This is a genomic window from Pseudomonadales bacterium, from assembly GCA_041395945.1.
Taxonomy (GTDB): Bacteria; Pseudomonadota; Gammaproteobacteria; order Pseudomonadales; family Azotimanducaceae; genus SZUA-309.
Genome location: JAWKZN010000001.1, coordinates 589,838 through 605,021, shown reverse-complemented (window position 1 = coordinate 605,021; position 15,184 = coordinate 589,838). Strand labels below are relative to the sequence as shown.

General features: G+C 61.6%; 12 protein-coding genes. 1 reads left to right on the top strand and 11 read right to left on the bottom strand.

Features of this window, described 5'->3' with window-relative positions; translation table 11 throughout:
• Nucleotides 1-52 precede the first annotated feature (52 nt).
• From R3E82_02905 to murJ, 11 genes are all read right to left on the bottom strand, one after another.
• A complete protein-coding gene (locus R3E82_02905) occupies nucleotides 53-400 on the bottom strand; it encodes a hypothetical protein (protein MEZ5549818.1) in 348 nt (115 codons plus the stop codon).
• Nucleotides 401-409: 9 nt separating this feature from the next.
• On the bottom strand, nucleotides 410-7,471 hold the full coding sequence (locus R3E82_02900; protein ID MEZ5549817.1) for a PilC/PilY family type IV pilus protein: 7,062 nt from the start codon (nucleotides 7,469-7,471) through the stop codon (nucleotides 410-412).
• A 45-nt stretch (nucleotides 7,472-7,516) separates the two neighbouring features.
• Nucleotides 7,517-8,089: a PilX N-terminal domain-containing pilus assembly protein gene (locus R3E82_02895; protein ID MEZ5549816.1), complete on the bottom strand. Its 573-nt coding sequence runs from the start codon at nucleotides 8,087-8,089 to the stop codon at nucleotides 7,517-7,519.
• 9 nt (nucleotides 8,090-8,098) lie between these two features.
• Entirely contained in the window at nucleotides 8,099-9,265 is a 1,167-nt protein-coding gene (locus tag R3E82_02890; protein ID MEZ5549815.1) for a PilW family protein, read from the bottom strand.
• A gap of 20 nt (nucleotides 9,266-9,285) precedes the next feature.
• Nucleotides 9,286-9,855, bottom strand: a complete 570-nt coding sequence (gene pilV / locus R3E82_02885) for a type IV pilus modification protein PilV (protein ID MEZ5549814.1) — start codon at nucleotides 9,853-9,855, stop codon at nucleotides 9,286-9,288.
• A 17-nt stretch (nucleotides 9,856-9,872) separates the two neighbouring features.
• Nucleotides 9,873-10,382 carry a GspH/FimT family pseudopilin gene (locus R3E82_02880; protein MEZ5549813.1) on the bottom strand — a complete coding sequence of 170 codons (510 nt, stop codon included), beginning with the start codon at nucleotides 10,380-10,382 and terminating at the stop codon, nucleotides 9,873-9,875.
• 170 nt (nucleotides 10,383-10,552) lie between these two features.
• Nucleotides 10,553-11,023 (bottom strand): type IV pilin protein, encoded by a 471-nt coding sequence (locus tag R3E82_02875; protein ID MEZ5549812.1) that lies wholly within the window; start codon nucleotides 11,021-11,023, stop codon nucleotides 10,553-10,555.
• Nucleotides 11,024-11,169: 146 nt separating this feature from the next.
• A complete protein-coding gene (locus R3E82_02870) occupies nucleotides 11,170-11,676 on the bottom strand; it encodes a peptidylprolyl isomerase (GenBank protein ID MEZ5549811.1) in 507 nt (168 codons plus the stop codon).
• 36 nt (nucleotides 11,677-11,712) lie between these two features.
• The gene (gene lspA / locus R3E82_02865; protein ID MEZ5549810.1) at nucleotides 11,713-12,210 is read right to left on the bottom strand and encodes a signal peptidase II; all 498 of its coding nucleotides are present in this window, start codon (nucleotides 12,208-12,210) and stop codon (nucleotides 11,713-11,715) included.
• A gap of 64 nt (nucleotides 12,211-12,274) precedes the next feature.
• A complete protein-coding gene (gene ribF, locus R3E82_02860) occupies nucleotides 12,275-13,201 on the bottom strand; it encodes a bifunctional riboflavin kinase/FAD synthetase (protein MEZ5549809.1) in 927 nt (308 codons plus the stop codon).
• A gap of 43 nt (nucleotides 13,202-13,244) precedes the next feature.
• Nucleotides 13,245-14,813 (bottom strand): murein biosynthesis integral membrane protein MurJ, encoded by a 1,569-nt coding sequence (gene murJ, locus R3E82_02855; protein ID MEZ5549808.1) that lies wholly within the window; start codon nucleotides 14,811-14,813, stop codon nucleotides 13,245-13,247.
• 59 nt (nucleotides 14,814-14,872) lie between these two features.
• On the opposite strand from murJ, the gene rpsT reads away from it, so the two are divergent.
• Entirely contained in the window at nucleotides 14,873-15,139 is a 267-nt protein-coding gene (gene rpsT / locus R3E82_02850) for a 30S ribosomal protein S20 (protein ID MEZ5549807.1), read from the top strand.
• The last annotated feature ends 45 nt before the right edge of the window (nucleotides 15,140-15,184 follow it).

The window sequence follows — 15,184 nt, the reverse complement described above, 5'->3', positions numbered from 1 at the left end:
CTGATAAACCTCTCTCCGATACTCCCAGCCAGACTCCCTGGCCGAGCACCCCTCACACCTCTTCGAGGGTGGTGTTGTCGGGCAGCTGTTCGATCAGATAGATCTCCAGGGCGTCACCGAAATCCCGGTAACCGAAGTGCACCTTCATACCCTCACGCAGCAGTGCGAAGGCACTCCGGGCACCGCGGATCTCAACCGCCGCATCGATGGCGACGCGATAGCGCACACCATCGATGATCACCCGGTTGGTGTCCCGCTCGATCTCCTGGATCATGCCCTGCTGCTCCCTTTCGGTTACCGCGGACTGAGCCAGAGCCGGACCGGCGCCGAACAGCGCCAGACCGAAGAGTGGGATCGCGAGCAGGCGAGTCGAACGCTTGAACAGATTGCTGATACTCATGATTCGCTCCTAGTTCGCTTCTTCGAGTTCACGCCAGGACAGACGACCCGTCTTGGGATCGGCCGGGCCCGCGATTCTCAGGGTGATCTGGTCATCGCCACCGGAGAGGAAGAGGAAGTCCTCATTACCCCGTCCGATCAGCAGCGACGGGTCGACCAGGGTGCCGTCGAGATCATCGGTATCAAACAGGATACCCGCAGCGTAGTACTCGCCGTTGTAGCTGATCAGATCGTCATCATCCACCACACCGTCGTTGTTGGTGTCGAGAATGGCGCGTCGCGGATTTCCACCGGTGAGCGCGTCAATCGGCCAGGTGGCACCGGGCGGTGAACGGAAGCAGGTATTCGAATCCCGCGGAATCACCGTGGTGATCAGCAGCGCATCGCCCCGGGATATGAAGCGGCGGATTGCCCGCTCGCCCGGGTACTGGGCTGCCGGCGGCGCGTTACCCGAGGTATCCGTGTTCGGATTGCCCTGCAGGGTGTCCGTTGCGCGCGGCATATCCAGATCGATGTACCAGCCGTACACACCCGGCGTCGGCCCGGCGTCCGGCAGATAGGTCACGCTGTTGGCACTGGTGATGCGCAGCCGGTCGAAGGCGGCAGCGGCTTCGTCCACCAGATTGGTGACGGTCTGCTCCACCAGACGATCAAATTTCGCGGAGGCCGGTGCCGTGGCCGGCGATACCTCACCACGATCCCAGATGCCGTAGAGCGATTCGATGTCCGTGCTGGTGCCGTCCTGCTCGGTGATATAGCTGCCGGTGGCAAAGACCACCAGGAAGCCACCATCCGGGTGCCTGCGCACGAAGGGCTGGGTGGTGATGGCCTGGCGGGTCGCCTGGGTGCCGTCGTAGGTCGCCTGGAACAGCTTGGTCGTGGTCCAGTTGGCCGGGTCCGCATCCGAGATATCGAAGCGGAACAGGTTACCGAACAGATCACCGGCATAGGCCAGATCCGCTGTACCGTTACCATCCCTGTCCACCATCGCCGGTGTGCCAAGGCCATTGGGCAGACCCGCATCCGGATCGGGCGCGTTTTTCACACCCTCGTTGGTGTTGAGTTTGATGACGTCGGCAACATCCCAGCCGTCCATACCGCCGTTGATGTTCAACAGGAACAGTTTGGCGATACCGGCGGAGCTGTTGTAACCGTTGCCGAACACGGCCATCCACTCGTTTTCACCACCACCGTCCTGGACGTTGGTGAGCACGATCTGAGCCTGACTGTAGGCATAACCGAGATCCTTGACCGGATCACCGCCCAGGTCGAGCAGCGGATTGCCGCCACCGTCCACCAGGGGATCGCCGAGATCGTCCACCGGATAGAAGTCGTCCTCGTCGGTGAATTCCCACATGACCGTGGACATTGCATTCGCCAGAGAGGAATAGCTGTTGTCCGGATCGGACACGTTGAGGGCGAAGTAGCCCTTGCCACCGCCACCGAGACCGCCGACCAGCACCGTATTCCACGACTTGATGGCGGAACCGCGGGTGGCGCGGACATAGACGTCTTCTACCGTCGGTGTCAGGTCCACGAAGTAGCGGTGGGAGTAGACGAGGGAGGTGAGCTGATCCAGCTTGTTGGAAAAGCGCTCGCTCGAATCGAGGATCTTGTTCGGAATGTACGCGAACAGCTCATCGCCTGTGCCAAAGTCACCCGTCGTCGTGGTGCCCGCATCGAAAGCATGCAGCATGCCGTCGTTTGCCGCCACGTAGACGACTCGGTCGCGATCCGAAACCGAATTCGCGAAGTTCGAGTAGAGGTCGCCGGTTGGATAAGGTGCCTGATCCCGGCGGAAGGCACGCGGAGAGCCTACGAAGACTGGGGCCGAGTGCACGATGTCACCCAGCATGCCTTCATCCGTTTCCCGTGCACGCAGGATGCCGTTCGGCTCTTCCTGAGTCCGCACACCGCGTACCCAGTTCACCTCATTGAGATCCATGGTGGCCTGCTGATCCGCGTTGAGCGATCCATGCACGAAGGGGATCGCTGTCTGACTGACATCGTTCCAGGTCACGATCTTGCGTGTGGTGGGATTGATCGAATCCATCTGTACCGCGGCACGCCAGATCGGATTGGCATTGTCCACCACACCGGTGGTGGAGTTCACCGACAGCGCCCGCAGGTCGCCGGAGTTGAACTTCAGGTTGAAGAAGCCGCGATACTCGATGGTCTCTTCCCGCAACGCGGTCGAGTTGAACGCCACCGCACTCACCGACACCGAACCGTCGGAGAAAGCCTCGAAGGCATCGGCGAAGGCCTGGGACAGCAGCACCGGATTGTTGGCCTGCAGGAACTGTCCCCGGGAGTTTACGGCCGCGTGCAGCATGTCGTCGATCTTCGCAAGACCCTGATCAAAGGGATCCGGCCAGGCGAAAGGCGTGGTGTACAGGGGCGGCAGATCGGTCAGCCTTACGGTGCCCACCAGTCCGAAGCCGACGGTGTAGGTCTTCATATGCTGGTGCATGGTCTCGCCGTCTGCCGACAGGGCACCGGCAGGCGCCCAGTCCTGGTCCCGCTGGGTGGTCGGCACACCGTTGAGCAGGCTCGGGTGCAGATCCCGCTCGTAATAGTACATGGCCACGTCCGCCAGAGACGCGCTGTAGTTGTCCTGGAACATGCCACCATCGAACGGCGACGGGCTCGGATCCACGCCGCCACTGCGGTCGTGATTCAACCCGGCGAAGGCGCCGTTCCAGGTACCGTCGGAGAACAGCAGGGTAAAGTTGTTCTGGCACTGTCCTTCCGGAGAAGGCAGCACAGGACAGTTCGCATTACCTGGTGCCGTGTTGGCAGTGCTGCCGAACGCATCACCGCTGCGGCACTCGAAATGTCGACCGGCCCGATCGAGAGCCCGCCGCAGCGGCGTACTGCCATTCGAATTGATCTTGTAGATCTGGTCCATCAGCTCTTTCTTGTGACCCACCCGGAAGGACGCATTCAGCGAATCGATGGGCTCCCGTTCGTTGGCGTCGTTGAGTACCGCATAGCCCATCCGCAGATTGGATGCGGAGGCTACGGCACGGCCCAGTGCGGCCTTGGCCGAATACTCCCGGCTGCGGTAGTAGCTGAACCAGTTGGCATAGTTCTGCAGTTCCTGGGCGAAAGTACAGGTCAGCGGATCCATGTCGTCCGTCGCACAGTCCGCACGTGCCGGTCCACCCGGGTAGTAGCCGAGGGTGGTGCCATCCGCCAGGGTCACCGGGAAGGTGCCGTTGATGGTGACTTTCGCGTGCGGCGCATCCCACGCCGGTACACCGGTGGCGGTGGTGTCGTAATAGTAGGGGAAGTAGACGTTGTTGTTGTTCACATCCCTTCTGCGCACGGAAATTCCGGGGACGTCGTCCGAACGGAAAGAGTGCAGCGCGGTCAGGTTGACGAGACGCACCGTTGCATCAAACGGATCCATGGGTGCTGCAGTCGGATCGACATCGGTGAACTCCACACCGTTGCGATCCAGTCCCGTCCAGGGGATGTAGCGGATGCGCGGGTTGTAGTAGATGGGACTGTAATTGGAATTGCGCGCACGCCACACACCGTAGTTGTTGCCGTTGAACACGGCGTCTGCGGCCAGTGCCTCTTCGGTCGGGACGTTCAGATTGCCGCCATAGATGTTGGTGGTGAGCTGATGCACATACCGGTAGGTCGTGGTCTGGGTCTGCACACCGTTGTTCTTCACACCACTGTTGGTGATCAGGAATTCACCGCCATCTTCCGGCGTCATCACGGACCAGTCCATGGAACCCGAATCGTCCATCATGATGAGTACGTTGGCTTCCGCGGAGATCGCGTCTTCCAGGGGCACATCGGCCAGATCGAAATCGAATTCCACCTCACCGGGCGGCGGCCCCATCACGATGCCCTCATCCGGATCGAAGTTGATGGTGACCGTGACCGGCGCTGACGCCAGCCCGTCGTTCTCATCCCAGTAGTAGATCTGGAAACTGTCGGTATCGCCGGGGTTGCCGCCATAGGCCGGGTCCGGCGTATAGGTGAAGGAGCCATCACCGCTCGGATCCAGGGTGAAGCTGATATGGTGGGTCGGCACGGAGATCAGACGCACTTCCATCGGATCGCCGTCATCGTCCACCGCGAAGCTGGCAATGCCACCGGCCGCCTGGATATCCAGGAATGATCCCTGGTCCACCGTGTACTCCGGATTGGCGAAGGGACGGGGCGCATCGGGCTGGGGGGTGACCGTGATGTTCACAACCCCCATGGAGGTATCGCCGTCCCTGTCGGTGATCACGTACTCGAACCAGTCGGCACCGTTATAGTTGGCCTTCGGTGTGTATTCGACCATGCCACCGACCACGGCGAGGGTGCCGTTCGGTCGGGTCACACTGCTGCCTGCCTCGTCGATGATGGTGGTCGGGTCACTGTTGCTGACGTCGAAATAGGGGCCCGTGGTGGCATCCGGCCAGTTACGACCGACCAGGGTGATGGTGGTGGGTGGCTCACCGAGATCGTCATTGCCGAGAACGTCGATGGTGAGGGTGCCACCATCTTCCAGCATGCTGGCCGAGTCATTGAAGGCGGTCGGGAATATTTCGGTGATGTTGACCGTGAACGTATCGGTCACCGTGGCGCCTGCCAGGTCCCGGGCCTGCACACTGAGTGTGGAAGATCCGAACATGTTGCCCGCGTAGGTCAGTGTCAGTGTGTTGCCGGTGAGATCCACGTTGCTGAACAGCGACGGATCGGAATTGGCGGTCAGCGTGTAGCTGAGCACATCGCCGTTAGTGGCGATGTCCACATCATTGAATACGCCGTTGAGGTTGATCACAGTGGGGGGTGCATCTTCGTTGACACCGATCACGCCCACCGGATTCTCCACAAAGGGATTGTCGTTCACCGCCGCAACCGAAACCGCGAAGGTGTCCGATGCGGTCAGCGCGGCCTTGTCCGTCACCGTAAGGGTGACGTTGACGATGCCATTCTGATCCGGCGCGAAATCCAGGGTAATGGTCGTGCCGGAGATGGACGCCGAGGTCACCAGCGTGCCGTTGTCGAGCGAATAGCTGTAGGCCTGGATGTCGCCTTCGGTGGTCAGATCCACATCGTCGAAGGTGCCGGCAAAACTCACGGCCAGACTCGGTGTGTCTTCCGTGGATATCTGATCAGGCACGGCGGTGACGACGAAGGGCGGATCGTTCACCGGAGCCACATCGATATTGAAACTTACATCCGCCGTGGTGCCAGCGGCATCCTGCGCCCGCAGCGTGATCATGGTGGTGCCCACGATGTTCGCTGTCACGGCAAAGTTGAGCGTGCCGGTGAGGGTGGCCAGCGGTGAGTTGGTCGGCGTGACCATACCCGGATTGGTATTACCGATCACGGTCACCGTATGGGTGTCTCCCGCGCCGAGCAGATCCGCATCTTCGAAAATGCCCGCGAGATTGACGTTGATCACCGGCGGGTCTTCGTTCACCAGCCGGTCACCGATCACGCCGACTGCGACGACCGGGTCGTTGACCGTGCCGACGGTGACAGTGAAGGTCTCGACCGCAGTCGCACCGGAAGTATCTTCCACCGTGACGGTGATGGTCGCCGGACCACCGGACTGATCGGCCACCGGAGTGATATCCACACCAGTGCCGTTGGGTGCTGCGGTAACCAGGCCCGGATTACTGCTGACAGCAGAAAGAACGGTCAGGGTATCCCCTTCCCAGGCGAGATCCGGATCATCGAATTCCGCGACCGCCTCCACAGTGCGGGTCGCTTCGTCTTCTGTCATCGCCTGATCGGCAATATTTCCAACCAGTACCGGCGGATCGTTGGAGGGACTCACGATGATATCGAAGGAGGTCGTAGTGGAGGTACCGCCCACATCGGCGGCTTCCACGGTGATATTTGCCGTGCCGTTGCCATTGGCGACGACGGCGAAGCTGAGTGTGCCGTCGAGCACGTTAATCGGCGAATTCGTGGCGGAGAGGAGCGCCGGGTTGCTGTTGCTGACAACAGTCACCGTGTGGCTGTCCCCTTCATTGGCCAGGTCGACATCTGCAAAGGCACCGGTGAGGTCCACATTCACTGTGGCTGTATCTTCAGCCACCGGCTGATCGGGAATGCCTGCTGCCACGGTTACCGGATCATTGTCGGGGGTGACATCGACAGTGAAGTTGGTGTTCGCCGTATTACCGGTCGAATCCTCGATGGTCACGGTAATGGTCACCGGACCACCGGAGAGGTCCGCACCCGGTGTGAGTTCCACATCACCGACATTGGGCACTGCCGCAACCAGACCCGGATTCGAGCTGACTGCGCTGATGACCGTCAGGTTGTCTCCTTCCCAGGCCAGATCGGGATCATCGAAACCGCCGACCACATTCACCGAGCGGGTCGGCTCATCTTCGACCATGACCTGATTGGCGACACCGGTTGTGACAACCGGCGGGTCGGGGATCGGATTGGCTGTCAGAGTGAAGGTCCAGATCGCGGACTGACCGAGCATGTCCGTGGCGATCACCCGGAATGTCTGTGTGCCATTGGCATTGGGAACATGGATGAAGTCGAGCTCGCCCGTGTCGGGATCGAGCAGAACCGCATTCCAGATGGTCGGACCGCTGGGTGCGCCCAGTGAGAAAGTCAGGTCATCCGCCGCACCGTCGGGATCGCTGAACGCGAACTCGGAGTTACCGAGGTAAACGGATTGGTCTTCATCGAACGGAGGTATTGCCGCGGGACCGACGACGGCCGGCACGCTGTTAGATGCATCCACGTCGAACTGGGTATCCCTGTCCACTCCGTCCTGGTGGGCGAACACGCGGATACCCGCGGTTCCGACGACCCCGGGAGTAAAAGACAAAGTCAACACGCCACCGGCTTCCACTGCGCCGACCACCGCCGGGTTGTCATTCGTAACGGAGTACGTGATCGGACTTCCCGTGGTAAACGTAAAATAGGTGGGGGACAGGGTGATATTGATGTCCGGCTGGGTGTGCGAGACATTCTGGTCCGGAATACTCTGCACCAGGACCGGATCCGCCCACAGACTGCCACCGCACAGCAGCGCGGTAGCCGTCAGGGTAGCGCCGGTCAGACGCTTAATTTGATTTCGGTGGTACATCTCAATCCTCCTGTGCACTGGTACTTCTGATGCGCACAAACCCGATTAGAAAATCATCCCAAAGGTGCCCTGCAGCATGACCCGGGCATTCGGCGTGCCGCCGACCCCGCGCGCCGTGATGCGAAAAATCTCGATGCGGTCGAAGACCGCCGTGTAGGAGCTGCCGAGCAGATTCGGGTTTTCATCCCGCTGCACGGTTGCCACCCACTCGATGATGAAGCGTGGCTGGGAGGCGACCCCGGCAACCGCGCTGGCTGATGCAATGCTCTGCGCGCTGCCATCCGCCCAGATGTCTTCTTCCCAGCGCTGATCCGCTTCGTCGTAGGGCATGCCGGTCCACAGACCGTTCGCGCCGGCATCCGTAAACTGCGCGACCGAGTTGACGTTGGCGGTGATCCAGCGTTCCGCTTCCCGCAGTGCAGATTCCGCCGACTGAAAGGCCAGCAGGGTGTCGTGTGTGTTGCGCGCCATGCGCTCTTCCAGGCTGGTGGTCTGCACGGCTGAAATGCCAGCGACAGTCAGTACCAGCAGCAGCACCAGGCTGATGAACAGGGCCACACCGCGCTGGCTGAGCCGGGACGGCAGAAGGGGCTGACGAAGGCGGAGATTCTGTCTCATGGCGCTACCTCAGGCGTTCCGCATGCTGATGGTCTGGACAAAGGTCCGGCTTACCGGGGCATTGCCGTCGGTGACCACGTCCACGGTAGAGGTGGTGACCTCGATGCGCAGCGAGCGGACGATGTCCGTAGCACCCAGCGCATTGAAGTCGATGTAGCGATTGGCGGAGTTATTGTTATCGGTGGGCGTGTTGTCGATGCCGACCAGCACCTGCAGGTTTTCCACACCCTCCACCAGTTCCACCGGTGCCGTCGTTCCTGACCGGCGCCACAGCGCGCGGGGATTCTGGCCCCGGTTGTTCACACCGGCACCCCGGGCAATGTAATAGATATCCGTGATGACCCGGCCGACCGTCGTGGCCTGACCGTTCACCCCGGTACCGTAGGGGATGCCTTCATCGGAGAGTGTGCGGCCCGCGGCATTCTCGTAGATACCTGCGCCCGCGCCTCGAGTCAGACTGAAGGTCGGCTCACCGCTGGGAGCCGCGGGACCGGCTGCGACACCCGTGATCCGGAACAGAGCGGCCTGCTCACAGTTGCTGATCACCGCAAAGTCATTGACCGCAAAATCGAAATCCCCTTCGTCTATGACCACGATCGGGTTGGTATTGGGCTGCACGATGCCGGCAATCGGCGCACCGGGGATTTCCACCCGGCGGAACACCAGAAAGTCCGTGCCTGGAATCACTGTGGTGAGATCGATGCCGGTGCCCGCATTCACCATGTTGGTGGCAGGGCCGGCGACCCGGGGCAGCGGCGCCAGGGTCGGTGTCCAGTCGCCTGGTCCGGTGGCGGTGCCGTTACCCGTGTAGTTATAAGCCTGAATCGGATTGGTCAGATCCATCTCGTAGAGGCTGGTCCAGGGACCGTTGAGCGTGTTGTATATCTTGTCGTTTTCCGGATCGCAGCCGAAGTAACCGGCACTGCGCGCAGACTGGGTGATGAACTCCATCGCGTAACGCGCACTCTCCTGCAGCCGGGACTGGCCGGTCAGCAGGCTGTAGGTCTGATTATTGCCGACAAAAAGCTGCACGATGCCGGCGGTGACCACCAGCCCGAGCCCCAGCGCGAGAATCAGTTCGACCATGGAGAAACCGCCGCTGTGGCGCCTGCTGATCGATCCGCTGACCATTCCCCGCAGCTTCGTGCTGTCCCGAGTCAGCATTCGTCTGTCCATCTGTGTTTTCACACCCACTCCTAACTCTGACTGTCGATGGAGATGTTGCGCAGCTGGCCATCCGGCTCCTGCCATCTGACAACCACCGTCACGACGCCGGTTGCGGCATCCACAGCAATCGAGCCCAGACCGTTGGGCAGGCCGGGTTGTTCGTTCTGTGGCGGCAGTGCCCCCGCAGTACGCAGGTCGATGCAGACCTGTTCGTCGTTCAGCCCGCCCAGAGAGCACTTCCACATGGCCAGGTCGAAAGCCACCATCTGCACTTCCGTGCACTGTGCCTGGTGACACAACGCCGGCGGATCAGCAGGCACCGCAGCGAGTGCAACCCCGCCGTAAGCCTGACCAGGAACCGCAGCGCCGATGGGATTCGCCCGAATCCGATCCATCATGTCGTAGGCCAGCTGTACTGCCTCGGCCCGGAACAGGGCCGCGCGGTTGTTCTGCAGGCTGACCATCTGCAGCGCAGTGATGCCGAGCACACCGATACCCAGCACCAGCACGGCGACCAGCAGTTCGATCATGGACAGTCCGCCCTGACGTCGGCTCGACGCCCGCAAATGACGGGTGTTATGTCTTGGTGCGGTACTCACATGACCTCCTGACATCGCTATGGACAGACCAGCGCGGTGCTGGTGGTTCTTCCGATCCGGTTCAGATCAATCTGCCGACCAGGATTCACCGTCGCGTCTGTGCTGCAGAGGTTGAACGAGCCGGCGGCATCCAGAGTCAGCAGACCTCGGGCATTGAAGCTGAGGGCGGTCTCGTCGTTGTAGGCACCCAGGGCATTCAGCGTCATGTCGTCCATGCCACCGAACATCCGCAGAGGGGCGTTACAGTTGCCCGGATTGCCGATCGTCACGCAGTAGCCGGGGCCCCATTCGTTGTCGCTGTCCGACGCATCCACGGTCTGCACACTCACCACCCCACCCAGCTTGGCGGCCTCGCTGCGGGCGTAGTGGACGGCGAGCACGAAGTCATTGACCCGGGTGGTCATCGCCCGCTGTTCCATCAGACCGTTGAACGCGGGCAGCGCCATGCCGAGGAGCACCCCGGCAATGGCCATCGCGACCATGAGTTCGATGATGGTGAAGGCGGTTATGCGCCGTTTATTTGACATCTGTAGCCTGATACTTCCTGGCTCTTTTCGTATGAAGCAGTGTATGGATCGTGAAAACTGATGAAACGGGGAGCCGATGGGTGGGCCCGTTTGTCCGGATGAGCGGTCGTAGAAGGGGAGAAGGCTGAGCAGGCGAGGCAGCGGGCTGGCGAGGGCCAGGAAAGGGACTGTCAGCCCTCTTCCCAGTCCAGTTCGTCTGCTTCAATGCCACCGGCACCGTCTTCATCCCAGCCGCGCACCCCGGCAGAATTCAGCGTGAGCAGCCGGGCCTGGTCGGTGCCGCCAACCGGCGTCGCAGTAAGGGTGAAGGCGGTGTCGTTACCGGTGACCGTGATGGCATAGCGGCCGGCACGCACCGAGCGGGCGTCACACAAGGTGGAAGCTATGACTCCTGCGTCTGCATCCGGCACACCATCCGCGTCCGTATCGGCAGCGCCGGCGTAGGAAAAATTGATGCTGGCCAGGCGCTCGAGCGCCTGAGCGCAGTTGAGCAGGTCGGACTGGGCTTCGGAGCGGTAGGTGCGGTTCGAATACTGGCTGTAAATGGGCATCGCGACTGCGGCCACGATCGCCATGATGGCCAGCGCGACCATAAGCTCGATGAGGGTAAAGCCCTCGCCCTTGCTGCGGATGGATTTCATAGCAGTGCCTGTTTCGATTGCCTGTCTTGCGTGTTGGTCTGTCTCGCCTTGTGCTGCATGTTAGGCTCCGGGTGCGAGGGTTCCGACGGGAGCGCGCCGGGCGGTACAAAATCAGCGACAGATGGTCGCCGGCCGGCATACCGGCACTACGCATCGACCCGACTGCGTCCTGCCTCGCCATCTGCAACGTCGAGGATCGAGACATCGAAGACTATCACCCGACCCGCCAGCGGATGATTGAAATCGACTTCAACTGTGCTCTGGTTCACAGCACGCACCACACCGGGCAGTTCGCCACCCGGCCCCGCGAAGGACACGATCAGCCCGGGCTCAGGCACCACATCCGCACCGAACTGGCCCCTGGAAAGGGTCTGTACGTTCTCTGCCTTGTGTGTACCGAAGGCGTCTTCTGCGGCAATGCGCAACTGGGCATCGTCCCCCGCCTGCATGCCGAGCAGCGCACTTTCGAAACCCGGCAGGAGCTGACCATCACCAAACTCGAAGGTGGCGGGTCTGCCGCGACGGGTGGTATCGACTTCCTCGCCGGTCTCCAGAAGCACAGAGAAATGCAGGGTGATTCTGTCTCCAGGGCGCACCCGCCGATCCGACGCACGACCGATCAGACCCGGGCTGTTGTCTTCTTTTTGGCTCAAGGCTGTTTATGCTCGCTCAAGGCTGTTTACGCCCGCTCAAGGCTGTTTACGCTCGCGCAGATACTCGAGCAGCAAGGCGAGGATCCATAATCCTGCACCGATCGACAATGCCATGTCGGCCACGTTGAACGCGGGAAAATACCAGTCCTGATAGTGCACCAGCAGGAAGTCGACCACATAACCCTGCCACAGGCGATCGACCATATTGCCGAGCGCACCACCGAGCACCAGGGCATAGACCACACCCATGAAGTGATTGGCGGGGTTCAACCGGCGCAGCTCGATCACGATGAACAGGGTAAACCCGATGGCAAGCGCCACAAACAGCCAGCGTTGCCAGCCACTGCCGTCCGCCAGCATCGAAAATGCGGCGCCTTCGTTATGCCAGCGAACCCAGCTGAACACCGGCAGGACCGCAATCCGATCGCCATGGGCGAGTGTGCTCACCACCCAGAACTTGGTCAGCTGATCGAGCACCACCACCGCGCCACTGAGCAGCAGCCAGCGGGTCCAACCCACCGGTACTGCGCTCATTGCCCGCTCTTCAGAAGCGCTCTTCATAAGCAGCCCGCACCCGCATACCTGTGCTGCATCATCCTCATCGACCGGCAAATGCCTCCCGGGCTGTGCGGATATCCGCGTGTATCTGATGTTTGAGAGAATCCAGACCGTCGAAGGTCCGCTCCTCGCGGATCTTGCGCACGAATTCGACCGTGAGCAGCCGTCCGTAGAGGTCTCCCTGGAAGTCGAACAGATGCACTTCCAGCAGGGGTTCCCTGCCATCCACCGTGGGCCGCACACCGATGTTGGCCACGCCCTCATACGGTTTCTCCAGCCCCCGGATCCGCACCGCGTAAACCCCCTCGAGTGCAGCCCGGTACCGCTGCAGCCGGATGTTTGCCGTGGGCACACCCAGTGTGCGCCCGAGCTGGCGTCCATATACCACTCTGCCCATGATGAAGTAGGCGTGGCCCAGCAGCCGCTCGGCGAGGGCGAAGTCACCCGCACGGAGAACCTCCCGTATCCGTGTACTGCTGACCCGCTCACCATCCACCGACACGGTACCTACATGACTCACACCGAAGCCGTGCTGCTTTCCCGATGCTTCGAGCAGGGCGAAGTCACCGGTCTGGTCCCTGCCGAACCGGAAGTCATCACCCACGACCACGTGGCGTACGCCGAGCATTCTGTGGAAGAGCTCATCCACTACCCACTCGGCCGGGGTATTGCGGGTTCGTTCGTTGAAAGGCATGCAGAGCACCCGGTCGAGTTGAGTGCGGCCGAGCAGGGTGATTTTTTCCCGGAATCTGGTCAGCCGCGCCGGCACCTTGGTACCGGCGAAGAACTCCCGCGGCTGGGGTTCGAAGGTCAGCAGCATGCTCGGGGCGTCGAGTGCCCGGGACTTTGCGAACAGCGCTTCGAGAAGGTGCAGATGACCCAGGTGCACCCCATCGAAGTTGCCCACGGTCAGCACACAGCCTTTGTGGCGGGCTTTAAGACTGTAGGTGCCGTGCACGATTTCCATGGGCGCCATTATAGGGTCTCGGGTGTCCTTCACACCCACACCCTCAGGCACGATGCAGCAGCTCGGCCGGACGCGAGCCGGTGAGGAGATGCGTCAGCACATAGATGGCTGCTCCCCCCACTACTGCCAGCCCCAGCCAGACACCGCGCTCGAGCACGCTCATGGTCAGGAACTGCCCGGACTCGGGAATCAGCCACACCAGACCGCCTGCCATGGTCAGCGCGGCGAGCCCACAGCGCGCCAGTGCAATGCGGGTGGTTCGGGAAAGTTCAAGACGGCCCTCGGCAGCCAGCGTGCGCCACAGCAGCAGTGCATTAACCCAGGCAGAAACAGAAGTGGCCAGCGCCAGTCCGACATGACCGAGAATCCTGAACAGCGCCAGGTTGAGCAGGATGTTGACCCCGATCGCAAGTCGTGCAATCCGGAACGGCGTCATGGTGTCCTGGCGCGCAAAAAAGGCCGGTGCCAGTACTTTCACCAGCACCATCGGCAGCAGGCCCACTGCGAACGCCTGCAGTGCGAGTGCCGCCATCCGCGCATCGATCACACTCAGCGCACCGTGCAGAAAAATCCCGGCGATCAGTGGCAGCGCGAGCACATAAAGCGCAACCGCCGCAGGCACACCGAGAAACAGACCGACCCGGATGCCCCAGTCCAGCGTCGCCCGGAAGCCGGCCAGGTCCGCACTGCTGTCGAGGCGCGACAGATTGGGCAGCAGCACGGTCCCTAATGCCACCGCCACCAGACCAATCGGCAGTTCCAGCAGCCTGTCTGCGTAGTAGAGCCAGGAAATGCTGCCGGTGATCAGCGTCGAGGCCAGCATGGTATCGATGAGTGTGTTGATCTGGCTCGCCGAGGCCGCAAAAATCGCCGGCACCAGCAGCCGGCCGACCCGCCGTACCCCCTCATGCCGGAAGTCCACCTTCGGCAGATGCAGCAGACCCAGCCTGCGCAGACCGGGCAGCTGGAAGAGCAGTTGTGCGACACCGGCGAAGAACACACCCCATGCCAGAGCAAACACAGGAGTCGCGAAAAGGCTGGTCGCAAACAGCGCCGCCGACATGAGGGAGAGGTTCAGCAGAACCGGGGTGAACGCGGGAATCGCATAGCGGTGATGGCTGTTGAACAGCGCACCGGCAAAGGCCGTGAGTGAAATCAGCCCGAGATACGGGAAGGTAATGCGCACCATCACAGTGGCCAGGCTGAACCGCTCGTCGTCGCCGATAAAACCCGGGGCAAAGAGGGTAATGAGTCCCGGCGCAAGCAGCACCCCGGCAAGTACGACACCCAGGAGCACCAGGGCCAGATTGCCCGACATGATCCGGATGAATGTCGTCAGCTCCTCCCGGCCTCCCTCCCGATAACGGGCAAGCACAGGCACGAAGGCCTGATTGAAGGCCCCTTCCGCAAACAGCCGGCGGAAAAAATTCGGGATCCGGAAAGCAACGAAGAAGGCGTCGGCTATCGCGCCTGCTCCGAAAAAGTTCGACAGCACCACATCCCGCAGGAAACCGCTGATCCGGGAGATCAGGGTCATGGCCGATACCACCGACCCCTGACGGGCGACATTCTGACCAGGCCCCGGGCCTGTCGTCTCAGGCCCGGTTGACATACCCATACCTCACCGGCATATTACCGCGCCTTGAATTTTCCGGACCCCAGGAGAGCCCTTTGGCCAATAGTGCACAAGCCCGCAAGCGCGCGCGGCAATCTGAAAAACGTCGCCGGCACAACGCCAGCCAGCGTTCCATGGTTCGCACCTACATCAAGCGGGTTGAAGCCGCCATCCTCGGAGGCGACCAGGCCGCGGCAAGAACTCAACTCGAAACCGCAATCCCCGTGATCGACCGCATGGTCGGCCATGGCATCCTGCACAAGAACAAGGCAGCCCGTCACAAGTCCCGCCTCAGTGCGCGGATCAGCGCGCTCAGCGCCTGAGATAAGCTCCCCGCAGCGGCCAGCCGGATGCGGTTGGCCAGCCCT

Bases quoted from the DNA above. Each gene is read 5' to 3' on its own strand.
- lspA (MEZ5549810.1), bottom strand. From the start codon at position 12,210: ATGAGCGCAGTACCGGTGGGTTGGACCCGCTGGCTGCTGCTCAGTGGC.
- ribF (MEZ5549809.1), bottom strand. From the start codon at position 13,201: ATGGAAATCGTGCACGGCACCTACAGTCTTAAAGCCCGCCACAAAGGC.
- R3E82_02895 (MEZ5549816.1), bottom strand. From the start codon at position 8,089: ATGAGACAGAATCTCCGCCTTCGTCAGCCCCTTCTGCCGTCCCGGCTC.
- R3E82_02900 (MEZ5549817.1), bottom strand. From the start codon at position 7,471: ATGTACCACCGAAATCAAATTAAGCGTCTGACCGGCGCTACCCTGACG.
- R3E82_02875 (MEZ5549812.1), bottom strand. From the start codon at position 11,023: ATGAAATCCATCCGCAGCAAGGGCGAGGGCTTTACCCTCATCGAGCTT.
- R3E82_02880 (MEZ5549813.1), bottom strand. From the start codon at position 10,382: ATGTCAAATAAACGGCGCATAACCGCCTTCACCATCATCGAACTCATG.
- R3E82_02890 (MEZ5549815.1), bottom strand. From the start codon at position 9,265: ATGGACAGACGAATGCTGACTCGGGACAGCACGAAGCTGCGGGGAATG.
- R3E82_02905 (MEZ5549818.1), bottom strand. From the start codon at position 400: ATGAGTATCAGCAATCTGTTCAAGCGTTCGACTCGCCTGCTCGCGATC.
- murJ (MEZ5549808.1), bottom strand. From the start codon at position 14,813: ATGTCAACCGGGCCTGAGACGACAGGCCCGGGGCCTGGTCAGAATGTC.